The following is a 25,453-nucleotide window of genomic DNA, read 5'->3' on the forward strand; positions in this document are numbered from 1 at the left end:
CGAGGCCGACTCAGTACCTGTGGGAGCGGGCTTGCCCGCGAACACCGGCAAAGCCGGTGCCATCCATCGCGGTGGCTTCTTCGCGGGTAAACCCGCTCCTACAGGGAATGTGCGTGGCTCAGGGGATTAGTACAGTCGATCCTACAGTCCGCCGCGCCGACAGCTCTGCCTGCGCCTTGGCCGCCTCGCTCAGTGGATACCGCTGCTGGATATCCACAACCAGCTTCCCGCTCGCAATCATCGCAAACAGGTCATCGGCCATGGCCTGGGTGTTCTCGGCATTGTTGGCATAGCTCGCCAAGGTCGGCCGGGTGACATACAGCGAGCCCTTCTGCGCCAGAATCCCCAGGTTCACCCCGCTCACCGCACCGGAAGCGTTGCCAAAGCTCACCATCAACCCGCGTGGCTGCAGGCAGTCCAGCGAGGTCAGCCAGGTGTCGGCACCCACGCCGTCATACACCACCGGACATTTCTTGCCGTCGGTCAGCTCCAGTACGCGCTTGGCCACATCTTCACGGCTGTAGTCGATGGTCGCCCAAGCCCCCAGCGCCTTGGCCCGCTCGGCCTTCTCGGCAGAGCTCACGGTGCCGATCAGCTTGGCGCCCAGGGCCTTGGCCCATTGGCAAGCCAGCGACCCTACACCACCGGCTGCGGCATGGAACAGGATCACATCACCCGCCTTCACCTCATAGGTCTGCTTCAGCAGGTACTGTACGGTCAAACCCTTGAGCATCACCGCTGCCGCCTGCTCGAAGCTGATGGTGTCCGGCAGCTTGACCAGGTTGGCTTCCGGTAGCGTATGCACCTCGCTGTAGGCGCCCAGCGGGCCGCCGGCATGTGCCACACGGTCTCCTACCTTCAGCCGGGACACGCCTTGGCCCACGGCCTCAACCACACCTGCCGCTTCTGTACCCAGCCCAGAAGGCAGGGACGGCGGTGCATACAGCCCGCTTCGGAAGTAGGTATCGATGAAGTTCAGGCCGATCGCATGGTTACGCACACGCACCTGCTGTGGCCCGGGCGGGGTGGGTTCGAATTCCACAAACTGCAGCACTTCCGGGCCACCATGCTGGCTGAACTGGATACGCTTGGCCATCTCGCACTCCTGTAGTCGGGATCGGGAAAGGCCTTCTATCGGACGCCTTTGCTTGGTCGTCGTCAACTGCGGCGCGCGCGCTGGCGGTGGTATGCTACGCGGCGAATTCTTCCCTGCCCGTTCCTGGTGACCCGATGACTAGCCGCACCGAGGCCGTGAAAGCCTACCTGCTCGACCTGCAAGACCGTATCTGCTCTGCCCTCGAAACAGAAGACGGCGGTGCCCGCTTCGTCGAGGACGCCTGGGTGCGCGAAGCCGGTGGCGGGGGCCGCACGCGGGTTATCGGTGATGGCAAAGTGATCGAAAAAGGCGGGGTCAACTTCTCCCATGTGTTTGGTGCCGGCCTGCCGCCGTCGGCCAGTGCCCACCGCCCCGAACTGGCAGGCCGTGGTTTCGAAGCCTTGGGCGTGTCGCTGGTGATACACCCGCACAACCCGCATGTGCCCACTTCCCACGCCAACGTTCGCTTCTTCATTGCCGAAAAGGAAGGTGAAGAGGCCGTATGGTGGTTCGGCGGCGGCTTTGACCTGACGCCATACTATGGCAACGAAGAAGACTGCATTCACTGGCACCGAGTGGCCGAGCAGGCCTGCGCGCCGTTTGGCGCCGACGTGTACCCACGCTACAAGGCCTGGTGCGATCGCTACTTCCACCTCAAGCACCGTGGCGAGCCACGGGGTATCGGCGGCTTGTTCTTCGATGACCTGAACGAGTGGGACTTCGACACTTGCTTCGCCTTCATCCGTGCCATTGGCGATGCCTACATCAACGCCTACCTGCCGATCGTCCAGCGCCGCAAAGACACGCCTTACACCCCGCAACAGCGCGAGTTCCAGGAATACCGCCGCGGCCGCTACGTGGAGTTCAATCTGGTCTACGACCGTGGCACCCTGTTCGGCCTGCAATCCGGTGGCCGCACCGAATCCATCCTCATGTCGCTGCCACCGCAGGTGCGTTGGGGCTATGACTGGAAGGCCGCGCCCGGCAGTGAAGAGGCACGCCTGACAGAGTACTTCCTGCAGGACCGCGACTGGCTCGGCCAGTAAGCCTGTGGATAAACAAGGAGCCGTCATGGACCAGTACGTCGTTTTTGGTAACCCCATCGGCCACAGCAAGTCGCCGCTGATCCACCGCCTGTTCGCCGAGCAGACCGGTCAGGACCTGGAATATGCCACTCTGCTGGCGCCGCTGGACGAGTTCAGCGACTGCGCGCGCGGCTTCTTCAAGCAAGGCAGTGGCGGCAACGTCACCGTGCCGTTCAAGGAAGAGGCTTACCGCCTGTGCGACAGCCTGACCCCGCGTGCCCGGCGCGCTGGCGCAGTGAACACGCTGAGCAAACTGGCTGATGGCACCCTGCAGGGCGACAACACCGATGGCGCTGGCCTGGTGCGCGACCTGACGGTGAATGCCGGGGTCGAGCTGGCGGGCAAGCGCATTCTCATCCTCGGTGCCGGTGGCGCCGTGCGCGGCGTGCTGGAGCCTATTCTGGCGCACAAGCCGCAGTCGCTGGTGATTGCCAACCGTACCGTGGAAAAGGCCGAGCAGCTGGCGCGTGAGTTCGATGAACTGGGGCCGGTGGTGGCCAGCGGGTTTGCCTGGTTGCAGGAACCTGTGGATGTGATCATCAACGCCACCTCGGCGAGCTTGGCCGGGGAAATGCCACCGATTGCCGACAGCCTGGTCGAGGCGGGTCGTACGGTTTGCTACGACATGATGTATGGCAAGGAGCCAACGCCGTTTTGCCAGTGGGCTACCAAGCTGGGGGCTGCCAAGGTACTGGATGGGTTGGGGATGCTGGCTGAACAGGCGGCTGAAGCCTTCTTTATCTGGCGTGGCGTGAGGCCCGATACGGCGCCGGTATTGGCCGAACTGCGTCGGCAACTTGCCAGGGGCTGAGATTGCAGGGCCGCTTTGCGGCCCCAATCAATCCTCAAACCGGATCGGGCACAACTCCACCCCTTCCAGCTTCTGCAATTCCTCGATCACCTGCGGCCTGGCCCGGTGCAAGGTCAAACTCCCCCCCAATCGCCGCAACCGCCGCGCCTCGCGGTGCAACATGTCCACACCCGAGTAATCGATGAAATTCACCTGCCGGGCATCGATCACTACATGCGGCCCTTGGCAGCGCTGCAAGCGCACCTGCAGGTAATGCGCCGCACCAAAGAAAATCGACCCACCTACCCGCAGTACATCCGCATCCCCTTCACGGCTTTGTTGGATCCGTGGTCGTGAGGTGCGCTTCAAATAGAAGAACAGCGAAGCCAGCACCCCGGCATAGATGGCTGTCTGCAGCTCCAGCAGCAATGTCGCTGCAGCTGTCAGCGCCATCACCAGAAACTCCGAGCGGCTGACCCGGAACAATGCACGGATCCCTCGGTGGTCCACCAACCCCCAGCAGATCAGCAAAATGCTGCCGGCCATGGCTGGTATCGGCAGGTGCGCGATCAGGCCGGCGCCGGTCACGGCGAATAATGCCACCCACAGCGCCGAAAACACCCCGGCCATGGGCGAGCGGGCGCCCGCCTCGTAGCTCAGGCCCGAGCGGGTGAAGGAGCCGGCAGACAGGTAACCAGAGAAAAATGCACCGGCAATGTTCGACAGGCCCTGTGCGCGTATTTCCTGGTCCGGGTCGATCAGTTGTTCTGAACGTGCCGACAACGAACGGGCAATCGACAGGCTGGTGACCAACCCCAGCATGCCTACCGCCACGGCGCTGGGCAGCAGACGCAACATGAGCTCCACGTCCAGCAAAGGCAGCGGGCTGAAAGGCGGGAGTTGCCCGGTGAACGCTGCCACCCGCGGCACATGGCCAAAGAAGCCCGGCATCAGCCACGCCAGCAAGCTGACCAGGATCAGGCTTATCAACAAGCTCGGCCAGCGTGGGCGCCAGAGTTTGAAGGCCACACCGATCACTATGGTGGCCAGGCCCAGCAGCAAGGAAGGCAGGTCGACCTCGCCTGCGTGGCTGGCCAGGTCTTGCACGGTCTTCAGCGCGGTGGACTGGCTGGGCAGGGCCATGCCCAGCAGGTTGGGCAGTTGGCCCAAGGCAATGACGATGGCGGCACCCAGCGTGAAACCGAGCACCACGGAATGGGAGACGAAATTGACCAGCGCGCCGAAGCGCAACAGCCCGAGCAGCAGCTGGAAAATGCCGCCAAGAAAGGTCAGCAGCAACACCAGCGTGATGTAGTCAGCGCTACCGGCCACGGCCAGCGGGCTGATGCTGGCGTAGAGCACGATGGAAATGGCGGCGGTCGGGCCGCAGATCAGGTACCAGGAAGAGCCCCACAGGCAGGCGATCAGTACCGGCACGATGGCAGCGTAAAGCCCATATTCGGCGGGCAGGCCGGCGATCAGGGCGTAGGCGATGGATTGCGGCAGGGCGAGGATGGCGCCGCTCAGGCCTACCAGCAGGTCCTGGCGCAGGCTGCGGCCCGATTGGCGGGGAAGCCAGGTGAGGAAGGGCAGCAGTAAAGAGAGGCGATGCATGGGTTATCCACAATCCTTAAGGGGTCGCCAAGCCCTGTGGGAGCGGGCATGCCCGCGAAAAAGCCAACGCGTTGCTTGGCACCGGCTTTGCCGGTGTTCGCGGGCGCGCCCGCTCCCACAGGGTTGGTGTGTCTTTGTGAGATTACAGTTTGGCTTTGACGGCCTCCAGGGCATCCCCATCGGCCTTGGTGGTAACCCCGGCCAACCACCCATCCAACCGTTCAGGATGCGCTTTCACCCAGGCCTTGGCCGCTTCATCGAAGCTGATCTTCTTGTCCACAACCTCTGCCATGATGCTGTTTTCCATGTCCAGTGTGAACTTGAGGTTACCTAGCAGCTTCGCCGCATTGGGGCAGGCTTGTGGATAACCCTTGCGGGTCAGCGTGTATACCTCGCCCTTGCTGCCGAACCACTTTTCCCCACCGGTCAGGTAATGCATTTTCAGTTTCACGTTCATCGGGTGCGGGGTCCAGCCAAGAAAGGTGATGAATTGCTGCTTCTTCACCGCCCGGTCGACCTGAGCCAGCATCGCCTGCTCGCTGGACTCCACCAGCTTCCACTGGCCGAGGTTGAATTCATTCTTGTCGATGATTTTCTTGAGCGACAGGTTGGCCGGGGCGCCGGAGCCGATTCCGTACAGCTTTTTGTCGAACTGCCCGGCGTGTTTTTGCAGGTCAGCGAAGTCCTTCACCCCGGCATTCCATACATAGTCGGGCACTGCGAGGGTGAACTCGGTTCCCTCCAGGTTGCGCGATAGCTGCTGCACATCGCCGTTGGCGATGAACTTGTCATGGAAACCTTGATGTGCGGGCATCCAGTTGCCGAGGAAGGCGTCGACCTGGCCGTCCTTGAGGCCGCCATAGATGATCGGTACGGCCAGGCTGTCGATCTTCACCTGGTAACCCAGGCTTTCCAGTAACAGGCGTGCCACGGCATTGGTCGAGGCAATATCACTCCAGCCGGGGTCGGCCATTTTCACGGTACTGCATTGCGCGTCGCTGTCTGCGGCGTGGGCCGTGGTGGCGCTCAGGGCCAGGGCGAACACGGCGGCGGAGAACTTGTGCATGGCGGCCTCTCTTCTCAATCCAGGGGGGCGGGCTGTGGATAACGTGCCTTGCGTTCGAGGTCATCGAGATCGATGTGGTTGCGCATGTACTGTTGGCTGGCGTCCACCAATGGTTGGTGGTCCCAGCTTTTCAGCTTGCCGATGGCCAGCGCTTCGGCCACCAGCCGGCGGCGGCGCTGGCTGGCCAGTACCTGCTGGCGCAGGTTGGGGATGTCCCAGCGCTGTTGCGCTTCATCGACAAATGCCTGTAGCAGCGTCTGGTGGTCCGGGCTGCCAGTGAGGTTCTCCCGCTCGTGCGGGTCGCGGCTCAGGTCATAGAGTAGACACGGGTCGTCTTCGCTGTACACGAACTTGTAGTGCCCGCGGCGGATCATCATCAGCGGGCCGACGGTGCCTTCGGCCATGTACTCGCCGATCACCTCGTCGTGACCGCCCTGCCCTTGCAGGTGGCCCAACAGTGAGCGGCCATCCAGATGCAGGTCTTTATCCACAGCGCCGCCAGCCAGTTCGACCAAGGTTGGCAGCAGGTCGCAGGTCGACACCGAGGCAGTTACCCGGCCCGCTGCAAAGCGCTTCGGCGCATGGATCAGCAACGGTACCCGCGCCGACATTTCGAACCAGTGCATTTTGTACCAGAGGCCACGCTCGCCAAGCATGTCGCCGTGGTCGCCGGAAAACACGATCAGTGTGTCATCGGCCAGGTTGCATTCCTCCAGGGTCTGCAGCAGCTGGCCAATGTTGTCATCGATATAGCTGCACGCGCCGAAGTAGGCACGGCGGGCATCGCGGATCTTGTCCACAGGCAGTGGCTTGTTCCACAGGTCGTAGACCTTCAGCAGGCGCTGCGAATGCGGGTCGAGTTCTGCCTGGCCGAACTCGGCACGGGGCATGGGGATATCCACACCTTCGTAGCGGTCCCAGTAGCGTTTGGCAATGGTGTAGGGGTCATGCGGGTGAGTCATCGAAACGGTCAGGCAAAATGGCCGGCCATCGTTTTCGCGCACATGGTCGTACAGGTACTGACGCGCCTTGAACACCACCTCCTCGTCGAAATCCAGCTGATTGGTGCGCACGCACGGACCGGCCTGCAGCACCGAGGACATGTTGTGGTACCAGCTTGGACGCACATCGGGTTCGTCCCAGTTCACCGCCCAACCATAGTCGGCCGGGTAGATGTCGCTGGTCAGGCGTTCTTCATAGCCGTGCAACTGGTCGGGGCCGCAGAAGTGCATCTTGCCTGACAGCGCGGTGCGGTAGCCCAGGCGACGCAGGTAATGGGCGTAGGTTGGCACATCGGCAGGGAAGTCGGCCGCGTTATCGTAGGCGCCAATACGGCTGGGCAACTGACCGCTGACCAGGGTGAAGCGTGATGGTGCGCACAGCGGGCTGTTGCAGTAGGCCGAGTCGAACACCACGGCTTGCTCGGCCAGGCGGCCGAGGTGCGGCATCTGGATGGGCGAAGGGCCGTAGATCGGCAGCAAGGGCGCGGCCATCTGGTCGGCCATGATGAACAGGATATTCGGACGCGTCATGGGGGCTTCCATCGTTGAGGGTTATGCGAACCGCTTGCCTACCAAGATGCGACTGTGGATAACATGGGTAAAGCCCATGGCGGGCAATGACTGGGATTAGCTACGCTTATGTTTGACCACCTTGCCGGGTTGTCGCTGGATACCTTGCGTGTATTCGAGGCTGCTGCGCGCCTGCGTGGCTTTACCGCTGCGGCGCTGGAGTTGGGTACCACGCAGCCGGCAGTGAGCCAGCAGGTGAAACGCCTGGAGGCACAGTTGGGCACGCGCTTGTTTGACCGCATTTACCGGGGCATCGAGCTGACCGAGGCTGGCCAGGTGCTGTTCGAACAGGTGCAACAGGGGCTGCAGGCCATGGATGACGGTATCGCCCAGGCCAGCGGGCGTGGCCAGCATGAAGTGCTGCAGGTGGCCACCGACTTTGCCTTTGCGGCGTTCTGGTTGATGCCAAGGCTGCAACGCTTTCATGAGGCTTATCCACAGGTGGATGTGAGCCTGGTGACGGGTGAGCGCAGCCAGGCCATGTTGCGCCCGGACATCGATGTGGCGGTGCTGTTTGGCGATGGACGCTTTCACCAAGGAGAAAGCCGTTGGCTATTCGATGAGGAAGTGTTCCCGGTGTGCAGCCCCCGTCTGATTCATGGCAAAGCCTTGTCAGCTGTGGCCTTGCAACGATTGCCGCTGCTGCATTTGAAGGGCGAGCAGGCCAGCCGCTGGTTTGACTGGGCGGGGGTATTTCGCGGGTTTGGTGTGACCAGCCCACCGCCGGCGGGGCAGTTGCGGTTTGATAACTATACCTTGCTGATTCAGGCAGCGATTGCCGGGCAAGGAGTGGCGATTGGCTGGGGGCACCTGGTGGATGGGTTGGTGGAGCAAGGGTTGCTGTGTCGGCCGCTGGAGGGGAGCTTGCGTTCGCAACGCGGCTATTACGCGGTGTTGCCACCGCGCAAGCGGCGTGGAGCGTTGATCGAGCGGTTCGTGGATTGGTTGGAGCAGGAGCGCAACCGCTGAGCCCCGAGGCTGCGCGGTCATCTAGACCACGAAGTTAAGATGCTCGCCCCGGTGCAGGTCCAGCTCCAGCATATCCACGATCCCCGCCGCCACACGCGCCCACGCCGCGTCCGGCAGCGGCTGCGGGGTATTGATCAAGGTCCAGCGCAGCGCGCTGCGCTGCAACCCATCAACTACCTGATCCACGCTCTCCCGCTCTGCTGGGCTGTACTTGTTCGGCTCGTCCAGCACAGCGAAATCGCCCACCAGCAATAGCCGGCGTATAGTCGTACGCTCAAGCCCCGCCACCAGCGCTTCGCTCAGGCGTGCTTGCCCCGGCAGGTCACCTGACGCCAGCGTCGATAAAAGGGCGATTACCGCTGAACCGCCTGCCGCGCCCTGCTCCGCCTGGTCGGCACTGTTCAGCCCGCCTATCTTGAAGTGCAGGCCGGGGCGGGCGGTGTGGCGGTTGAGGTCATCCACCACGGCGGTGACTTCGTGTTGGCGCGATAGCAGTTCGGCCACCAGGGCATTGCCCAAGCTGCTTTCAGGCCCGAACAGGACCAGTTTGAATACTGGGGTTTCGGCGTTTTTCACTGCATCACTCCGTGTACAGGTGGTGATGGTTGGACCGCAATCAGGAGTTATCGTGCAGAGGATCAAGGGTTACCACGCCCACGTTTATTACGACGCAGCCACCATGGAGCAGGCCCGGGAACTGTGCGAGGAGGCGGCTCGGCTGTTTCCCGTGACCATGGGGCGCATGCACCAGAAACCGGTTGGGCCGCATCCGGACTGGAGTTGCCAGCTGGCGTTCGGGCCGGAAGTGGTGGGGGTGGTTTTGCCTTGGTTGGCGCTGTACCGCAAGGGCCTGGTGGTATTCATGCATCCGGAAACCGGGGATGAACTGGCGGATCACCGGGATCATGCGATCTGGATGGGGGCCGTGCGGCCATTGAATCTGTCGATTTTTGGGGGCTAGGCGGGAGTAGCCTGTGCTGGCCGCTTCGTGGGTAACCCGCTCCTATACGCTATCGCAGAGCCAGAGGGTGGCGCTGGTTCCGTAGGAGCGGGTTTACCCGCGAAGCAGACGACGCGGTTTAGCGGCGCGCGCCGCGCACCCCTTCAGCCAATGCCGAGCACAGGCTCAATACATCGGTCACCGCCTGATCGGCGCTTTTGGCCTGGGCAATCTTGTCGACCAGTGCCGAGCCCACCACCACACCATCCGCCAGGCGGGCAATGTTCGCAGCCTGTTCCGGCGTGCGAATGCCGAAGCCAACGCTGATCGGCAGATCGGTATGCCGGCGCAGGCGGGCAATGGCTTCGGTCACATGCTCGGTGGTCGCCGAACCGGCACCGGTCACGCCGGCCACCGACACGTAGTAGACGAACCCGGAGCTGCGCTCCAGCACGCGCGGCAGGCGCGCGTCGTCGGTGGTCGGGGTGGTCAGGCGGATGAAGTCGATGCCTGCGGCCTGGGCCGGGGTAGCCAGTTCGGCGTCGTGCTCTGGCGGAAGGTCGACGATGATCAGGCCATCGACGCCCGCTGCCTTGGCTTCAGTCACGAACGTGTCCACACCAAAGCGGTGGATAGGGTTGTAGTAGCCCATCAGCACGATTGGCGTGGTCTGGTTATCCACACGGAATTCGCGAACCATCTGCAGGGTCTTGGCCAAGGTCTGGCCAGCTTCAAGGGCGCGCAGGGTGGCCAGCTGGATGGCCACGCCATCGGCCATCGGGTCGGTGAACGGCATGCCCAGCTCGATCACGTCGGCGCCAGCAGCCGGCAGGCCCTTGAGGATCTGCAGCGAGGCGTCGTAGCCCGGGTCGCCAGCTGTGACGAAGGTGACCAGTGCCGAGCGGCCTTCGGCCTTCAGCTCGGCGAAGCGTTGTTCAAGACGGCTCATGCCTGTTTCTCCTGGGCGGCCATGTGGTTCATGACGGTTTGCATGTCTTTGTCGCCGCGGCCCGACAGGCACACGACCATCAGGTGGTCCTTGGGCAGCTTCGGTGCGCGCTTGATCGCTTCGGCCAAGGCGTGGGAGCTTTCCAGGGCTGGGATGATGCCTTCCAGACGGCAGGTTGCGTGGAACGCATCCAATGCTTCGTCGTCGGTGATGCTGACGTACTCGACGCGCTTTACCTCATGCAGATAGGCGTGCTCCGGGCCGATGCCCGGGTAGTCCAGGCCTGCGGAAATAGAGTGGGCATCGGTGATCTGGCCGTCTTGGTCCTGCAACAGGTAGGTGCGATTGCCGTGCAACACGCCCGGTACGCCGCCGTTCAGGCTGGCGGCGTGCTTGTCGGTGTGTACGCCATGGCCACCGGCTTCAACGCCGATGATCTGCACGCTTGGCTCTTCGAGGAATTCATGGAACAGGCCCATGGCATTGGAGCCACCGCCGACGCAGGCAACCAGGCTATCAGGCAGGCGGCCTTCCTTCTCTTGCAACTGGGCACGGGTCTCTTTGCCGATGATCGACTGGAAATCGCGGACCATGGCGGGGTACGGGTGTGGGCCAGCCACAGTGCCGATCAGGTAGAAGGTGTCTTCGACGTTGGTAACCCAGTCACGCAGGGCTTCGTTCATGGCGTCTTTCAGGGTGCCGGTGCCGGCGGTAACCGGCACGATCTCGGCGCCCAGCAGTTTCATGCGGAACACGTTCGCCTGCTGGCGCTCGATGTCGGTAGCGCCCATGTAGATCACGCAAGGCAGGCCGAAGCGCGCGGCGACGGTGGCGGTGGCGACACCGTGCATGCCGGCGCCGGTTTCGGCGATCAGGCGCTTTTTGCCCATGCGCTTGGCCAGCAGCACCTGGCCGATGCAGTTGTTCACCTTGTGCGCGCCGGTATGGTTGAGCTCTTCACGCTTGAAGAAAATCTTCGCCCCGCCGCAATGCTCGGTCAGGCGCTCGGCGAAGTACAGCGGGTTAGGGCGGCCGATGTAGTCGCGCTGGAAGTACGCCAGCTCTTCAAGGAACTTGGGGTCTGCCTTGGCAGCTTCGTATTCGCGGGCCAGGTCCAGCACCAGTGGCATCAGGGTTTCGGCCACATAGCGGCCGCCAAACGAGCCGAACAGGCCATTGGCGTCGGGGCCGGGGCGGTATTGGGACTGGGACATGGGGCGCTCCAAGGCGTAGTGAATGAGTGATGGGCTTTACTCTAACCACGGCAAGCTCGGCTGAAAACCGATAAGATTGCGCAAACTTGTCAGAAAAACTCACAGGTAAAATGGCCCACGACCTCCCTCCCCTCAATGCCCTGCGTGCCTTCGAGGCTACAGCCAGGCTGAACAGTGTCAGCCAGGCAGCTGAAGCGCTGCACGTCACCCACGGCGCCGTCAGCCGGCAGATCAAGGTGCTTGAGGAGCATCTGGGCGTCGCCCTGTTCGTCAAGGACGGGCGCGGCATCAAACTCACAGATGCAGGCGTTCGTCTGCGCGATGCCAGCGGTGAGGCCTTCGACCGGCTGCGCAGCGTGTGTTCCGAACTCAGCCGTGATGTGAGCGAGGCGCCGTTCGTGCTGGGCTGCTCGGGCAGCCTGCTGGCACGCTGGTTTATCCCGCGGCTGGGGCGGTTGCAGGCGGATTTGCCTGAGCTGCGCTTGCATCTGTCGGCGGGTGAGGGCGACCTTGACCCGCGGCGGCCTGGGCTGGATGCGTTGCTGGTGTATGCCGAGCCACCGTGGCCGGCGGATATGCAGGTGCATGTGCTGGCCGAGGAATGTATCGGACCGGTGCTCAGCCCGCATTTCGCAGGCTTCCAGCGCTTGCGGGGGGCGCCCGCCCAGGCACTGCTGGGCGAAGCCTTGCTGCACACCACTTCACGCCCGCAAGCCTGGCCGACCTGGGCGGTGCAACAGGGCCTGGACCCGGCGGCCATTCACTATGGCCAGGCCTTCGAGCACCTGTATTACCTGCTGGAAGCTGCCGTGGCCGGATTGGGCGTTGCGATTGCACCGCAGCCACTGGTCGCCGATGACCTGCGGGCGGGCCGTTTGAGTGCGCCGTGGGGGTTTTCACCTACCCAGGCGGCGCTGGCATTGTGGGTGCCACGGCGCGCCGCAGACGGGCGCGCCGAGCAGTTGGCGCAGTGGTTACGGGCGGAACTTGCGCGGCAGGGCGCTTAGTTTCGCTTGCACATCAGGTAGGCCGCCAGCAGGCCCAACGCACCAATGGCCACACCAGCGGTTGTGTAGGGGTGTTCCTGGGCGTAGTCCCGGGTGGCTATGCCGGTCTGGCGGGTGCGCTGCTTCACTTCCTCGTACGCATCGCTCAGTAGGCTGCGCGAATGACGCAGTGCGCTTTCAGCGTTGCTGCGGATTGCCTTCACCGACTTCTGGGACTCTTCCGACGCATCATGCTTGAGGTTTTCCAAGCTTTTCAGAAGGCTCTCGATCTCTGCTTCCATGCTTTCCAGGGACGTTTTACGCAGCGAGTTACGGTGCATGTTGACTCTCCTTTGCAGTATGGGCTCTAAGGTTTGCGACCCTTGGTCTGCGAGAAAGTGCGATCGAACTTTCGCTGACAGTGACTGCTCGCAGGTAAACCAGGCCTGCGCTGCTAGGCTGAAACTCACTGTCACCCATGGAGAGCACTCATGACCGATCATCACACCTACAAGAAAATCGAACTGGTAGGGTCTTCGCCCACCAGTATCGAAGACGCCATCAACAATGCTCTGGCTGAAGCCGGCAAAAGCATCAAGCACCTGGAATGGTTCGAAGTGGTCGATACCCGTGGCCATATCCGTGACAACAAGGCGGCGCACTTCCAGGTCACGCTGAAGGTCGGCTTCCGTATCGCCAATAGCTGATATAGCGTCGGGCTGCATGATCTCGGCGTGATGAGGTATTCAGGAACGGGGCGCCTTGGTGGGGTCCCCTTCTGATTTCATCTGCACAAGGAAAGCGAGTGATGAAAAAACTGATTCTGGCGCTGGGCCTGATGACCCTGGCCGGTGGTGCGCTGGCAGCGGGCAAACCGTGCGAGGAGTTGAAGGCGGAAATTGCGGCCAAGCTGGATGCCAAGGGCGTCACTGGCTACAAGCTGGAGATCGTCAAAAAAGGCGAGCCGGCGGGCAAGGTCATTGGTAGCTGCGAGGCCGGCACCAAGGAGATTGTGTACCGCCGCGGCTGATGGCCCCGCTCATTCGCGGGCTTGCCCGCTCCCACAGGTACAGCGCAGGCCTTGAAGGCTTCAGTCAACCTGTGGAAACGGGCGAGCCCGCGACGAGGGTCACTCGGTCTTGAGGGCCTGCGCCATCAGCTCATATGACCGAATGCGGTCCGCATGTTCATACAAGTCACAGGTAAAGATCAGTTCATCCGCACCCGTCTGGTCCAGCAGCACTTCTACCTTGGCCTTTACCTTCTGCGGGCTGCCAATCATGGCCAACCCCAGGAAGCTGCCCACCGTCTCTCGCTCATGGGGCAACCACAGCCCATCCATGCTCTCCACGGGTGGCTTCTGCATCAGGCTCTGTCCGCGAATCAGCGCCAGGATGCGTTGGTAGACCGAGGTTGCCAGGTATTCGGCCTTCTCGTCGGTCTGCGCCACCACCATGGGTATGCCCAGCATCACATACGGCTTATCCAGCGTGGTCGAGGGCCTGAAATGGTTGCGATATACGCGAATCGCCTCGTGCATGTAGCGTGGTGCGAAATGCGAGGCGAAGGCGTAGGGCATGCCGCGCATGCCGGCCAGCTGGGCGCTGAACAGGCTGGATCCCAGCAACCACATTGGCACGTCGGTGTCGTGCCCGGGTACGGCGATCACTTTTTGATCATCGGTGCGTGGCCCGAGGTAGCGCGAAAGCTCCTCGACATCGTCCGGGAAGTCATCCGGGCTGCCAGCGCGCTCGCGTCGCAGGGCATAGGCGGTCATTTGGTCCGAACCCGGCGCACGGCCCAGGCCAAGGTCGATACGCCCCGGATACAGGCTGGCCAAGGTGCCGAACTGCTCGGCAATTACCAGCGGCGCATGGTTGGGCAGCATTACCCCGCCAGAGCCCACGCGAATACGTGAGGTCCCACCGGCCAGGTAGCCGATCAGCACCGAAGTCGCCGAACTGGCGATGCCGTCCATGTTGTGGTGCTCGGCCACCCAAAAACGGTTATAGCCAAAGCGCTCGACATGCTGCGCCAGGTCCAGCGAGTTGCGCAGCGATTGCGCGGGGCCGGCGTCGGCGCGCACGGGCACCAGGTCCAGGGTAGAAATCTTCAGGTCACGCAGCTGCGTCATGGAGCCTCCGCAAGAATGATTGGCCAGAGGCCTTTTTGATTCTGTATGGGCGCATTCGTTGGATTCAATGCCTGCAAGCATATTGCTCTGAACTTGCGGCAGGCGGCGGGCCTCTGAACCGTAGGCAAGCAACCCAGTGATCAGGAGGCATCATGAAAAAGACAGCATCGGCGATCTGGCAAGGTGGCCTGAAGGATGGGAAAGGTCTGCTTTCTACCGAAAGCGGCGCACTCAAGCAGAACCCTTATGGCTTCAATACACGTTTCGAGGGCACACCCGGTACCAACCCGGAGGAGCTGATCGGCGCGGCGCATGCCGGTTGTTTCTCGATGGCGCTATCAATGATGCTCGGCGAGGCGGGGCTTACCGCAGAGCGGATCGACACGGCTGCAGAGGTGACGCTCGACAAGCAAGCGGACGGTTTTGCCATTACTGCCGTGCACCTGGTGCTCAGGGCCAAGGTACCCGGGGCCAGCGAGGCTCAATTCCTGGAGATTGCCAGCAAGGCGAAGGAAGGCTGCCCGGTGTCCAAGGTTTTGAATGCGAAGATCAGCCTGGATGCCGCATTGGTGGGGTGAAGCGGTGCAACGGTAGTGGTTTGCTGTAGTCTAAAGAACGTCGGCAGCGCCACTGCCCTTTCCAGGAGCCGTTCCATGATTCGCGTAGCTATCGCTGTGTTGGCTACCCTTGTCGCCACGTCTGCGCTGGCGGCCGTCAAGCCATGCGAGGAGCTGAAAGCCGAGATCGAGGCCAAGATCCAGGCCCAAGGGGTTACGTCCTACACGCTGGAGATCGTGCCCAACAGCGAGGTCGAGGACCAGAACATGGTCGTCGGGACCTGCGATGGCGGGACGAAGAAGATCATCTACCAGAAGAACGATCGATAAGCATCAGAGCTCGGGGCTGCAATGCAGCCCCGAATTCACGGTATGCAGAACACCTCGCTAGGCTCGTTCACCACCACCTTGCGGTTGGCGTCATACAGCAGCACCTGCGGCTCCATCACTGGCGCTCGCGCCTCCAGGCGATAGCGCTCGCCGGCCTTGAAGTTGTCAAAGCGTACGGTCAGGTAACAGGTTCGGTCCCTGGGTTCTGACATGATGCCGCCCGAGTAGATTTCATAATCAAAGCGCACCACCAGTTCGTGCTTGCCCGGCGTCACCTGAAAGTAACGGCCATCCTCCAGGCGCTTGCCATCGAGGCGGTCGGCCATGATCACCCGGCCGGGAGTCATGGTGTACAGGTCGACCCACGCCTGCTTCGGGTCGACTGGCGGCAAGGGGCTGGCGCAAGCCCCCAGTGTACTGAGGGCGATCAGCATCATGGGCTGGCGCATGGCGAAACTCCCACTTGCGATTTACAAGTAACAAGCATAGCGCCGTTTGTGCGGTTCAGGTGCGCTGACAACCCGCCGGCAGCCCTTGACCCAGCAGTTTTTGCTGGTGGTCGTAGAGTTTTATCCAAGGGCGGAAGCCAATGCTGCCAGCCTGCAGTTGATAACGCTGCCCGGCGCTGAAGTCCTTGAAGGTCAGCTTGACCTGGCAATCGCGCCATAGTGGCTCATTGACGGGGCCGATATTGCTGGGATTAACCGGAAACTGATAGCGCACGGTCAGTTCGTGGCTGCCGGGTTGAACCTCGAAATAGCGGCTGTCAGCCCAGTCACGCTCATCTACCTGCACGGCGTACAGCGAGGTGTTGCCGTAGCGCGTGAGGTCGACCCACGCCTGATTCGGGTCTGGGTCTGGCAATGTTGAACAGGCAGAGATCAACAACAGTGAGCCGGCGACCAACAATGCACGCATGGCGAAACTCCCCCTTGGCGAGATAGTCTTGGAGCGAAATGGTCTTGAGCGAGTCAGACAGTACCGGATGCTTCGACTTTTTCTTATGCAGCGCTCAGGCCTTGGGGCACTCGACCGCATTTTCACCCGTTTGGTTCCGCTGCTTGCGGCGCTCCTGCTGAACGGTTGCAGCAATGCCGCCTACTATGGGCAGCTGGCCCAGGGACAGTGGCAATTGCTGCGGGCGCGGCAGCCTGTAGAGCAGGTATTGGCCGACCCTGCTACCCCTGCACCTTTGCGCGCGCACCTGCAACAGGCCGAACAGGCGCGGGTGTTTGCCAGCCAGCAATTGAAACTGCCAGACAACCGCAGCTACCGGGTATACGCCGACCTTGGCCGCCCCTACGTGGTGTGGAATGTGTTCGCCACGCCCGAGTTGTCGTTGCAACCGGTAACGCACTGCTTTCCGATAGCAGGGTGCGTGGCGTACCGCGGCTACTACCAGCAAGGCGCGGCGCGGGGCGCGGCGGCGTTGATGCGCCAGGATGGCCTGGATGTTTACGTCGGCGGCGTGGAAGCTTATTCGACCCTGGGTTGGTTCGATGACCCGATTCTGTCGTCGATGGTGGGCTGGGGCGATGAGCGCCTGGCTACGTTGATCTTCCATGAACTGGCCCACCAGCGCTTCTACGTGCAGGACGATACCGAATTCAATGAATCCTTCGCCTCGTTCGTCGAGCAGGAGGGCACGCGGCAATGGCGGGCGGCGCGCGGGCTGGCAGCGGTTGGCGCAGGGCAGAGGCAGCAGCAGCGTGACCAGTTCATCCGCCTGGTGCTGGCCTGTCGTGAGCGATTGCAGGCCATTTATGACGGGCCTTTGGATGATGCGCACAAGCGGCTGGCCAAGCGGGCGGAGTTCGACCGGTTAAGGCAGGAATACCGGCAGTTGCGTGATGGCCAATGGGGTGGGGACAAACGCTATGACGCCTGGATGCATGGGCCGATGAATAATGCCAAGTTGTTGCCGTTCGGGCTGTATGACCAGTGGGTGCCGGCGTTTGCCGCGCTGTTCCATGAGGTTGATGGTGACTGGGCCCGGTTTTATGAGCAAGTCGAGCAATTGGGGCGTTTGCCCATTGATGAGAGAAAGGCAGCGCTACAGGGGTTGATGGCTGGCCGGTAAGATCCAGGGGGCCGCAAGGCAGCCCCCAGGGCCGTCACGCCTTGAGGAATGCCTGATGCATCTCGGCCAAGGTGGCAAAGTGGAAGGCAGGCTCCTCTGCCATCAACTCTTCCCGGCTGCCAAACCCGTACCCCACCGCTACTGCCTGCAGCCCGTTGCTGCGCGCGCCGATCAGGTCATGCTTGCGGTCACCGATCATCAGCGTCTGTGCAGGGTCCAGCCCTTCTTCATCCAGCAAATGGCGAATCAGCTCGACCTTGTTGGTGCGCGTGCCGTCCAGCTCACTGCCGTAGATCACCTTGAAGTGATGATCGAAGGCGAAGTGCCGGGCGATTTCGCGGGCGAACTCCCACGGTTTTGACGTGGCAATGTACAGCGTGCGGCCCTGGCCGTTCAGGGCTTCGAGCAATTCGGGGACGCCAGCGAACACCAGGTTTTCGTACAGCCCGGTCACGCGGAAGCGCTCCCGGTAGAAGTTCACCGCATCCCAGGCCTTGGCTTCGTCGAAGTTGTAGAACTGCATGAAAGCCTGCAGCAGGGGTGGGCCGATGAAATGCTCGAGGCGGGCCAGGTCCGGTTCATCGATGCCCAGTTTGGCCAGGGCGTACTGGATCGAGCGAGTGATGCCCAGGCGTGGGTCGGTCAGGGTGCCGTCGAGGTCGAAGAGGATGTTTTGCTGGTGCATGTACAGGGTTCCACTTGAGTGCTGCGTGGCCTTCTTCGCGGGCATGCCCGCTTCCACAGGTACAGCGCAGGCCTTGATGGCTCCACTGAACCCGTGGGAGCGGGCGCGCCCGCGAATGCGGTCATTCAGGTTGATCGTAGCCTTCGGCCAGGTGCTGGTCCTTGAGCTTCACGTAGTTGCCGGCGCTGTAGGAGAAAAATGCGCGCTCCTTGTCATTCAGCAGCCGGGCCTGTTTCACCGGGCTGCCCATGTACAGGTAGCCACTGACCAGGCGTTTGCCTGGCGGCACCAGGCTGCCAGCGCCGATGATCACTTCGTCCTCGACGATGGCACCGTCCATGATAGTGCTGCCCATGCCCACCAGGATGCGGTTGCCCAAGGTGCAGCCATGCAGCATCACTTTGTGCCCGATGGTCACTTCGTCACCGATGATCAGCGGGAAACCGTCCGGGTTGAAAGGCCCGGCATGGGTAATGTGCAGCACGCTGCCGTCCTGCACGCTGGTGCGCGCGCCAATGCGGATGCGGTGCATGTCGGCGCGCACCACGGTCAACGGCCAGACCGAACTGTCTTCACCGATCTCCACGTCGCCCAGCACCACCGCCGAACGGTCGACGAAGGCCCTGGGCCCAACTTTCGGAGTGTGTTGCTGGAAGCTGCGAATGGCCATGATAGCGTCTCTCATCTGTGCCGATAGGCAGGCTGCCTGCTGCGGTCGGCGTCGATTGTAATTAAGATGGGGCAGTGTTTCTTCTGCCAAGGTATCCAAACCGTGACTGCGAACAACCCGCTTCTGCAATCCCACGATCTGCCGCCCTTCTCGCAAATTCGTGCCGAACACGTGTTGCCGGCGATCGAAGCGATCCTGGCCGACAACCGTAAAGCCATTGCCGAGATCCTAGAAAAGCAGGGCAAGAACCCTACATGGGCCGGCCTGGTGCTGGCCATGGACGAACTGAACGACCGCCTGGGCGCGGCCTGGAGCCCGGTCAGCCACCTCAATGCGGTGTGCAACAGCGCCGAGCTGCGCGAGGCTTACGAGTCTTGCCTGCCAGCCCTGAGTGCCTACTCTACCGAACTGGGCCAGAACCGCGCGCTGTTCGAAGCCTACCAGGCGCTGATCAACAGCCCGGAGGCCGCCAGCTTCGACGTGGCGCAAAAGACTATCCTCGAGCACGCCCTGCGTGACTTCCGCCTGTCGGGTATCGACCTGCCAGCGGACAAGCAGCAGCGTTACGCCGAGGTGCAGAGCAAGCTCAGCGAGCTGGGCAGCCGTTTCTCCAATCAGCTGCTCGACGCCACCCAGGCATGGACCAAACATGTTACCGACGAAGCTGCGCTGGCCGGCCTGACCGATTCGGCCAAGGCGCAGATGGCCGCTGCAGCCCAGGCCAAGGGCTTGGACGGCTGGTTGATCACCCTGGAGTTCCCCAGCTACTACGCGGTGATGACCTACGCCAGTGACCGCGCCCTGCGCGAAGAGCTATACGCCGCCTACTGCACCCGCGCCTCCGACCAGGGCCCGAATGCCGGCCAGTTCGACAATGGCCCGGTGATGCGCGAAATCCTCGACCTGCGCCAGGAGCTGGCCGAACTGCTGGGCTACAAGAACTACGCCGAGCTGAGCCTGGCCACCAAGATGGCCGAGTCCAGCGACCAGGTGCTGAGCTTCCTGCGTGACTTGGCCAAGCGCTCCAAGCCGTTCGCCGCCCAGGACCTGCAACAGCTCAAGGCCTACGCTGCCGAACAAGGCTGCCCCGAGCTGGCCAGCTGGGATGCCGGCTACTTTGGCGAGAAGCTGCGCGAGCAGCGCTACAGCGTGTCGCAGGAAGCCCTGCGCGCCTATTTCCCGATCGACAAGGTGCTGGGCGGCCTGTTCAGCATCGTGCAGCGCCTGTACGGCATCGAAATCGCCGAGCTTGAAGGCTTCGACAGTTGGCACCCGGACGTACGCCTGTTCGAGATCAAGGAAAATGGTCAGCACGTTGGCCGTTTCTTCTTCGACCTGTACGCCCGCGCCAACAAGCGTGGCGGCGCCTGGATGGACGGCGCCCGTGACCGTCGCCGCACTGTCGGCGGCCAGCTGCAGAGCCCGGTGGCCAACCTGGTGTGCAACTTCACTCCGGCCGCGCCCGGCAAGCCCGCGTTGCTGACCCACGATGAAGTCACCACCCTGTTCCACGAGTTCGGTCACGGCCTGCACCACATGCTGACCCGCATCGAGCATGCCGGCGTGTCCGGCATCAACGGCGTGGCCTGGGATGCGGTCGAGCTGCCAAGCCAGTTCATGGAAAACTGGTGCTGGGAGCCGGAAGGCCTGGCACTGATTTCGGGTCACTACGAAACCGGCGCCGCCCTGCCCCAGGACCTGCTGGACAAGATGCTGGCCGCGAAAAACTTCCAGTCGGGCATGATGATGGTGCGCCAGCTGGAGTTCTCGCTGTTCGATTTCGAGCTGCACGCCAGCCATGGCGACGGCCGCAGCGTATTGCAGGTGCTCGAAGGTGTGCGTGACGAGGTGTCGGTCATGCGCCCGCCGGCTTACAACCGCTTCCCCAACAGCTTTGCGCACATTTTCGCGGGCGGTTACGCGGCGGGCTACTACAGCTACAAGTGGGCCGAAGTGCTGTCGGCTGACGCCTTCTCGCGCTTCGAGGAAGAAGGCGTGCTGAACGCCGAGACCGGCCGCGCCTTCCGCGAGGCGATCCTGGCCCGTGGGGGTTCGCGCGAGCCGATGGAACTGTTCGTCGACTTCCGTGGGCGTGAGCCTTCCATCGATGCATTGCTGCGCCACAGTGGTCTCACCGAGGACGCTGCAGCATGAGTGAGGTAGCTGTGAACAAGACCAAGAAGCGCTTCATTGCCGGTGCCGTGTGCCCGGCGTGCAGCGAGCCCGACAAGCTGATGATGTGGAACGAAGACGGCGTACCGCACCGCGAGTGTGTGGCTTGCGGCTTTACCGACTCCCTCAACGAGCAGGGCTTGTCGGTGCCGAAGGAACTGGGCACCCGGGTCAACCACCTGGCGCCGAAAGCCGCGCCGGCCAAGGTGCAGACCGTGCAGTTCTTCCCTAATCCGAAGCTGAAAAAGCCGGCTGAGTAATACGGTCATGCCGCCCGGGTGCAATGCCCGGGCAGGCATGGACAGGTGTTAGATAGTCAGGCCACCTGGCGCACGTTGGCCATGCAAGCTCTCTTGCTCATTTCTACCAGCAAGGTGTGCGTCATGGCCAACCCTCTTCTGCAAAATAGCCATATCCCCGTCGATTACTCCTCCATCACCCTCGAAAACATGCAGGCGGCATTCGCTCACGTGCTGCTGGCACACGAGAACGGTGTAGAACGCATCATCCGTGATCAACGAACCATGCCCACCTGGGATGACATGGTGCTGGCGGTGGATGGGCTGGATAGCCGGCTGCTGGCAGTGTTGTATGCCGCTTCACCACTGGTCGGCCGGGATACGGCCTGGGCCAACGCCATCATCGATTTCTACGGCAGAGCGACGGCATGCTTCGAACAGAAGTTCGCCAACACTGGCTTGCATGAGTTGTATGAACGCTTGGCCTGCAGTGACATCGGCAAACAACTGGATGCCGGGAAGCGCGCCACCTTGCGTTGGCATCTGGACAAGTTCGCCGCTGGCGGCGCGTTACTCGACTCCGCAGGCAAAGCGCGTCTGGCAAACCTTCAGGCGCAGATTGGCACCGCACGCGAGGCGTTCCGCAGCAACATCAACCGGCCTGGGTTGAATATCACCGATGAAGCCGAGCTGAGCGGCATACCACAGCGGGTACGCGACGAATTGGCTGCAGGAGCACAACAAGCAGGTAAGCAGGGGTGGTTGATTGCGTGTGACACGGTGACTACTCGTGAGGTGCTCAAACATGCTGGCAACCGCCAGCTCCGTGAGCGTGTGTACCGGGCTTTCCACGCCCGCGGCGTCAGCCATGATCCGCAACAGGACAACGGCACGTATCTGCAGCAACTGGCGCAGTTGCTTGAGGCGAAGGCCCTCCTGCTCGGTTACTCCGGCCATCTGGAGCAGAGCTTGCAGGTGAAGAGTGCGGGTTCGGTAGCCCAGGTGTGCGGTTTTCTCCACGATCTGGCCGAGCATGTGCGACCTGCCATGTTGCGGTGGCGTTCGCAGGTGGAGCGCGGGGCTGCCGAGCAGTGCCTGGGCAAACCCCTGCCCTGGGATTTCGAGTACCTGCGGCGTGCTTCGCGTAGTGAGTTTCCTGCCGAAGCGCTGCGCGATTACTTCCCGCTGAATACCGTTGTCAGTGCGTTGCAGCAATTGGCGCAGAAGTTGTTTGGTGTAGTGCTGCAGCCCAAAGCGCTGCCTGCTTGGGATGACAGCGTGCAGCCGTTCGAGGTGTGGCAGGACAGCGCTTTCATTGGCTTTCTGTATCTGGATGCCGTGCAACACGCAGGCAAGCAGCCAGACGCGGTGTTTACCACCTATGTAAGGAATCGCCGGGTCGATGCAGAGGGTATCTACCAGGCAGCCTCGGTGGTGGTGTTCAGTGATGTGCCGCAAGCGCTGTCAGGTTTACAGCCGTTGCTCGATCATTTGTCACTGCGCAAGCTTTTCCATGAATTCGGCCATGCCTTGCACCACCTGCTGGTACGTACGACGAACCACGTCATGTCCAACGTGACCGAGCTGGGCACCGATGGTGTGGAGTTGTTCGGCAAGCTGTTCGAGCGTTGGGTCTGGGACGCGGACTATCTGGTGGCGATCTCGGCGCGCACGCAGGACGGCCGTCAACTATCCCGCAAGCAAGCCGATGAGTGCCTGCAGCAGTTACGACAGCAGGGCGTGGAGGAGATCGCGAGTGATCTGTGCCTGGCGTTGTTCGACATGGACCTGCATGGCACACCAAACGATGGCAGGTCCTTGGAACAGCGATTGGGTGATGCCCGCGAACGTTGTGGTTACTGGCCGCTGGCTGATTTCGAACATCCGGCGCATGCCTTCGACCACCTTGTGAACGGCTACGATGCTGGTTACTACGCCTACCTGTGGTCGGATGTGCATGCCTTCGATTTGTTCACCCGCTTCGAAGCCGAGGGCCTGTTGAACGAAGCCACGGGTCGGGCACTGCAGGAAGCACTGTTCGCTCCAGGGGCATCGCGCCCGTTACGTGAAGGCATCGAGGCGTTTCTTGGGCGGCCATCGAGCCAGGCAGCGTATCTCAGCTGGCATGGCCTGAAGTAGTCAGACCAGAGGTGCTGGAAAGATCCCGGCATGCACGATACTGTATATGAATACAGTATGCAGGTGAGCCATGATTCCTCCAGCACCGCAAAAGGGCCGTGGCACGGCGCACAACCCACACAACCGCTTTGCCCCTGGTCATTCGGTGGCGGAAGATGATGGCTGGTACCAGGAAGTGCCGCAAACCCAGGGCACCGAGGTGCGGATTGAGACAGCCAAGTCGGTGATCAGCCGCAACACTTCACCCGACCTCCCTTTCGATCGCTCCATCAACCCTTACCGTGGCTGCGAGCATGGCTGCATCTACTGCTATGCCCGCCCCTCGCACGCCTACTGGGACCTTTCTCCCGGCCTGGATTTCGAGACCAAACTGATAGCCAAGACCAACGCAGCCGAGGTGCTGGCACAGCAATTGAGCAAACCGGGCTACGTGTGCGCGCCGATCAATCTGGGCTCCAACACCGACCCCTACCAGCCGATTGAGCGGGAACAGTTACTGACCCGGCGCTTGCTCGAAGTGTTACTGCGTTTTCGTCACCCAGTGACCATTGTCACCAAGGGTTCACTGGTGCTGCGCGACCTTGACCTGCTGGCTGAGATGGCCCGCCAGCGCCTGGCACGGGTGATGATCAGCCTGACCACGCTGGACGACAGCCTCAAGCGCGTGCTCGAACCCCGAGCGGCCTCACCCGGTGCGAGGTTGAGGGCCATTCGGGTATTGCGTGAAGCGGGCGTACCGGTGGGTGTTTTGTGTTCGCCAATGATTCCAATGATCAACGACAGTGAGCTGGAGCGCCTGCTGGAGGCGGCCAGGGAGGCTGGCGCACAGAGTGCGGCCTACATGATGCTGCGTCTGCCGCTGGAAGTGGCGCCGTTGTTCGAGCAGTGGTTACAGGACCATTACCCGCAGCGGGCGGCGCATGTGTTGAGCCTGATCCGCCAGAGCCGCAGTGGCGCGCTGTATGACAGCCGGTTCGGCGTACGCATGCGTGGTGAAGGGGTGTTTGCCGAGTTGCTGGCGCAGCGCTTTGCCAAGGCAATGAAGCGGCTGGATTTCGAAGGGCGCGAGGCGCAGGCGCTGGATTGCTCGGCGTTCTGCCCGCCGGGTGGGCAGATGACGCTGTTCTGACTTGATCCCGCTCACACAAGGGCTGCGCATTGCTCACAACGCTACTAATAACAACCAATAATTGCGCTAATACATATTGGCAACTGATGTTTTTTTGCTATTATCCAACTCCCGCCTTTTTCTCTGGAACGCCCGTTCTAGAGCCTTCTAATTAAGTTTCAGTTAAGTTTTCCCCGCTAGCGTAGGTAATAAGTCCACACCGACTGTGATCTATGGCCCGTGCGTGTCATCTAAAACCCTGCATAGCCTGAATCTTTCACCGGTAAAATGGATTTACCTACACACCGTCAAGAGGATGAATCATGCCCGTCAAGGACCCATCCAAGGTCGTACCGCAGGTCCCCGCGGAAAGCGCCGATGCTGCCCTTAAGCACATCGTCGACGGCTTCCTGCGCTTTCACCATGATGTTTTCCCTGATCAGCAAGAGCTGTTCAAGAAGCTCGCCACCGCGCAAACACCACGCGCCATGTTCATCACCTGTGCCGATTCGCGCATCGTTCCCGAGCTGATCACCCAAAGCTCGCCAGGCGACCTGTTCGTAACCCGTAACGTGGGTAACGTGGTACCGCCTTATGGCCAGATGAACGGGGGCGTTTCCAGCGCCATCGAGTACGCCGTAATGGCGCTTAAAGTGCACCACATCATCATCTGTGGCCACTCCGACTGCGGCGCCATGCGTGCGGTACTCAACCCGCAGTCGCTGACCAAGATGCCTACTGTTGGCGCCTGGTTGCGCCACGCTGAAGTAGCCCGCACCGTGGTCGAGAACAACTGCTCCTGCGGCAGCGAGCACGAGACGATGCAAGTGCTGACCAAAGAGAACGTCATCGCCCAGTTGCATCACTTGCGCACCCATCCTTCGGTGGCTTCGCGCCTGGCGGCCGGTGAGCTGTTCATTCATGGTTGGGTGTACGACATCGAGACCAGCAAGATCGAAGCCTACGACGCCGCCAGCGACAGCTTCCTGCCCTTGGCCGCTGGTGAACCCGTTCCCTGCGCCACTCCGAGAGGCCGCTACTAAGCGACCCGTCCGCCGC

Annotated in this window: 28 protein-coding genes; 15 read left to right on the plus strand and 13 right to left on the minus strand. The window is 61.9% G+C overall.

All coding sequences use genetic code 11. The annotated features are described in order from the left end of the window. Positions 1–118 precede the first annotated feature (118 nt). Positions 119–1,096: an NADPH:quinone reductase gene (locus tag ACE4QZ_RS02445; RefSeq protein ID WP_021784559.1), complete on the minus strand. Its 978-nt coding sequence runs from the start codon at positions 1,094–1,096 to the stop codon at positions 119–121. A gap of 134 nt (positions 1,097–1,230) precedes the next feature. Between ACE4QZ_RS02445 and hemF the strand changes: the two genes are divergently transcribed. Then, positions 1,231–2,142 carry an oxygen-dependent coproporphyrinogen oxidase gene (gene hemF / locus ACE4QZ_RS02450; protein WP_014754944.1) on the plus strand — a complete coding sequence of 304 codons (912 nt, stop codon included), beginning with the start codon at positions 1,231–1,233 and terminating at the stop codon, positions 2,140–2,142. Between the two features lie 25 nt (positions 2,143–2,167). Next, complete coding sequence (gene aroE, locus ACE4QZ_RS02455) at positions 2,168–2,992, plus strand: shikimate dehydrogenase (RefSeq protein WP_021784560.1); 825 nt, start codon at positions 2,168–2,170, stop codon at positions 2,990–2,992. Between the two features lie 27 nt (positions 2,993–3,019). On the opposite strand, the gene ACE4QZ_RS02460 is transcribed toward aroE, so the two are convergent. The 3 genes from ACE4QZ_RS02460 to betC all read right to left on the minus strand — a co-directional run bounded on the left by ACE4QZ_RS02460 (position 3,020) and on the right by betC (position 7,183). Next, a complete protein-coding gene (locus ACE4QZ_RS02460; RefSeq protein WP_021784561.1) occupies positions 3,020–4,585 on the minus strand; it encodes a SulP family inorganic anion transporter in 1,566 nt (521 codons plus the stop codon). Positions 4,586–4,727: 142 nt separating this feature from the next. Continuing rightward, positions 4,728–5,651, minus strand: coding sequence for a choline ABC transporter substrate-binding protein (gene choX, locus ACE4QZ_RS02465; RefSeq protein WP_021784562.1), 924 nt, complete (start codon positions 5,649–5,651; stop codon positions 4,728–4,730). Positions 5,652–5,665: 14 nt separating this feature from the next. Beyond that, positions 5,666–7,183 carry a choline-sulfatase gene (gene betC, locus ACE4QZ_RS02470; protein ID WP_021784563.1) on the minus strand — a complete coding sequence of 506 codons (1,518 nt, stop codon included), beginning with the start codon at positions 7,181–7,183 and terminating at the stop codon, positions 5,666–5,668. 108 nt (positions 7,184–7,291) lie between these two features. Between betC and ACE4QZ_RS02475 the strand changes: the two genes are divergently transcribed. Further along, positions 7,292–8,191: a choline sulfate utilization transcriptional regulator gene (locus ACE4QZ_RS02475; protein ID WP_021784564.1), complete on the plus strand. Its 900-nt coding sequence runs from the start codon at positions 7,292–7,294 to the stop codon at positions 8,189–8,191. A 21-nt stretch (positions 8,192–8,212) separates the two neighbouring features. On the opposite strand, the gene ACE4QZ_RS02480 is transcribed toward ACE4QZ_RS02475, so the two are convergent. Next, a complete protein-coding gene (locus ACE4QZ_RS02480; RefSeq protein ID WP_021784565.1) occupies positions 8,213–8,767 on the minus strand; it encodes an NAD(P)-dependent oxidoreductase in 555 nt (184 codons plus the stop codon). Between the two features lie 52 nt (positions 8,768–8,819). On the opposite strand from ACE4QZ_RS02480, the gene ACE4QZ_RS02485 reads away from it, so the two are divergent. Then, on the plus strand, positions 8,820–9,152 hold the full coding sequence (locus ACE4QZ_RS02485) for a DOPA 4,5-dioxygenase family protein (RefSeq protein ID WP_003253084.1): 333 nt from the start codon (positions 8,820–8,822) through the stop codon (positions 9,150–9,152). Positions 9,153–9,270: 118 nt separating this feature from the next. Here ACE4QZ_RS02485 and trpA read toward each other — a convergent pair whose 3' ends face one another. Together trpA and trpB are read right to left on the minus strand one after the other, a co-directional pair. Continuing rightward, positions 9,271–10,080 (minus strand): tryptophan synthase subunit alpha, encoded by an 810-nt coding sequence (gene trpA / locus ACE4QZ_RS02490; RefSeq protein WP_021784566.1) that lies wholly within the window; start codon positions 10,078–10,080, stop codon positions 9,271–9,273. After that, complete coding sequence (trpB, locus tag ACE4QZ_RS02495) at positions 10,077–11,294, minus strand: tryptophan synthase subunit beta (protein ID WP_021784567.1); 1,218 nt, start codon at positions 11,292–11,294, stop codon at positions 10,077–10,079. Before trpB ends, trpA begins: the two co-directional genes overlap by 4 nt. Before the next feature lie 110 nt (positions 11,295–11,404). Here trpB and ACE4QZ_RS02500 point away from each other — a divergent pair, with 110 nt between their 5' ends. Next, the gene (locus tag ACE4QZ_RS02500; protein ID WP_021784568.1) at positions 11,405–12,301 is read left to right on the plus strand and encodes a LysR family transcriptional regulator; all 897 of its coding nucleotides are present in this window, start codon (positions 11,405–11,407) and stop codon (positions 12,299–12,301) included. Here ACE4QZ_RS02500 and ACE4QZ_RS02505 read toward each other — a convergent pair. After that, positions 12,298–12,621, minus strand: coding sequence for a YqjD family protein (locus ACE4QZ_RS02505; RefSeq protein WP_016712811.1), 324 nt, complete (start codon positions 12,619–12,621; stop codon positions 12,298–12,300). The two genes, ACE4QZ_RS02500 and ACE4QZ_RS02505, sit on opposite strands and share 4 nt — an antisense overlap. Before the next feature lie 150 nt (positions 12,622–12,771). On the opposite strand from ACE4QZ_RS02505, the gene ACE4QZ_RS02510 reads away from it, so the two are divergent. Continuing rightward, positions 12,772–12,987, plus strand: coding sequence for a dodecin (locus ACE4QZ_RS02510; protein WP_012269893.1), 216 nt, complete (start codon positions 12,772–12,774; stop codon positions 12,985–12,987). A gap of 101 nt (positions 12,988–13,088) precedes the next feature. After that, positions 13,089–13,310, plus strand: coding sequence for a DUF1161 domain-containing protein (locus tag ACE4QZ_RS02515; protein WP_021784569.1), 222 nt, complete (start codon positions 13,089–13,091; stop codon positions 13,308–13,310). A gap of 99 nt (positions 13,311–13,409) precedes the next feature. Here the strand turns inward: ACE4QZ_RS02515 and ACE4QZ_RS02520 are convergent, their stop codons facing one another. Then, positions 13,410–14,414 (minus strand): LLM class flavin-dependent oxidoreductase, encoded by a 1,005-nt coding sequence (locus tag ACE4QZ_RS02520; RefSeq protein WP_021784570.1) that lies wholly within the window; start codon positions 14,412–14,414, stop codon positions 13,410–13,412. A gap of 152 nt (positions 14,415–14,566) precedes the next feature. Here ACE4QZ_RS02520 and ACE4QZ_RS02525 point away from each other — a divergent pair, with 152 nt between their 5' ends. Together ACE4QZ_RS02525 and ACE4QZ_RS02530 are read left to right on the plus strand one after the other, a co-directional pair. Further along, a complete protein-coding gene (locus ACE4QZ_RS02525) occupies positions 14,567–14,992 on the plus strand; it encodes an OsmC family protein (RefSeq protein WP_021784571.1) in 426 nt (141 codons plus the stop codon). Between the two features lie 75 nt (positions 14,993–15,067). Next, entirely contained in the window at positions 15,068–15,301 is a 234-nt protein-coding gene (locus ACE4QZ_RS02530; protein WP_021784572.1) for a DUF1161 domain-containing protein, read from the plus strand. 35 nt (positions 15,302–15,336) lie between these two features. Here ACE4QZ_RS02530 and ACE4QZ_RS02535 read toward each other — a convergent pair whose 3' ends face one another. Further along, entirely contained in the window at positions 15,337–15,750 is a 414-nt protein-coding gene (locus ACE4QZ_RS02535; protein WP_021784573.1) for a hypothetical protein, read from the minus strand. Between the two features lie 55 nt (positions 15,751–15,805). Continuing rightward, positions 15,806–16,219, minus strand: coding sequence for a hypothetical protein (locus ACE4QZ_RS02540; protein WP_021784574.1), 414 nt, complete (start codon positions 16,217–16,219; stop codon positions 15,806–15,808). Positions 16,220–16,304: 85 nt separating this feature from the next. Here ACE4QZ_RS02540 and ACE4QZ_RS02545 point away from each other — a divergent pair, with 85 nt between their 5' ends. Beyond that, a complete protein-coding gene (locus tag ACE4QZ_RS02545) occupies positions 16,305–17,381 on the plus strand; it encodes an aminopeptidase (protein ID WP_021784575.1) in 1,077 nt (358 codons plus the stop codon). A gap of 34 nt (positions 17,382–17,415) precedes the next feature. Here ACE4QZ_RS02545 and ACE4QZ_RS02550 read toward each other — a convergent pair whose 3' ends face one another. After that, positions 17,416–18,066 carry an HAD family hydrolase gene (locus ACE4QZ_RS02550; protein ID WP_021784576.1) on the minus strand — a complete coding sequence of 217 codons (651 nt, stop codon included), beginning with the start codon at positions 18,064–18,066 and terminating at the stop codon, positions 17,416–17,418. Positions 18,067–18,187: 121 nt separating this feature from the next. Then, positions 18,188–18,736, minus strand: a complete 549-nt coding sequence (locus ACE4QZ_RS02555) for a gamma carbonic anhydrase family protein (protein WP_021784577.1) — start codon at positions 18,734–18,736, stop codon at positions 18,188–18,190. A gap of 66 nt (positions 18,737–18,802) precedes the next feature. Here ACE4QZ_RS02555 and prlC point away from each other — a divergent pair, with 66 nt between their 5' ends. The 5 genes from prlC (at position 18,803) to ACE4QZ_RS02580 (ending at position 25,437) form a co-directional block, all read left to right on the plus strand. Beyond that, complete coding sequence (gene prlC, locus ACE4QZ_RS02560; RefSeq protein WP_021784578.1) at positions 18,803–20,890, plus strand: oligopeptidase A; 2,088 nt, start codon at positions 18,803–18,805, stop codon at positions 20,888–20,890. Further along, on the plus strand, positions 20,887–21,168 hold the full coding sequence (locus ACE4QZ_RS02565; RefSeq protein ID WP_410480394.1) for a YheV family putative zinc ribbon protein: 282 nt from the start codon (positions 20,887–20,889) through the stop codon (positions 21,166–21,168). The genes prlC and ACE4QZ_RS02565 overlap by 4 nt, the downstream gene beginning before the upstream one ends. 123 nt (positions 21,169–21,291) lie before the next feature. Further along, positions 21,292–23,286, plus strand: a complete 1,995-nt coding sequence (locus tag ACE4QZ_RS02570) for a M3 family metallopeptidase (RefSeq protein ID WP_021784579.1) — start codon at positions 21,292–21,294, stop codon at positions 23,284–23,286. Positions 23,287–23,356: 70 nt separating this feature from the next. Then, positions 23,357–24,415, plus strand: a complete 1,059-nt coding sequence (locus ACE4QZ_RS02575; protein WP_021784580.1) for a PA0069 family radical SAM protein — start codon at positions 23,357–23,359, stop codon at positions 24,413–24,415. Positions 24,416–24,717: 302 nt separating this feature from the next. Then, the gene (locus ACE4QZ_RS02580) at positions 24,718–25,437 is read left to right on the plus strand and encodes a carbonic anhydrase (protein ID WP_003253046.1); all 720 of its coding nucleotides are present in this window, start codon (positions 24,718–24,720) and stop codon (positions 25,435–25,437) included. Positions 25,438–25,453 lie beyond the last annotated feature (16 nt).

This window comes from Pseudomonas sp. DCA-1 (assembly GCF_046523955.1).
GTDB lineage: Bacteria > Pseudomonadota > Gammaproteobacteria > Pseudomonadales > Pseudomonadaceae > Aquipseudomonas > Aquipseudomonas putida_Y.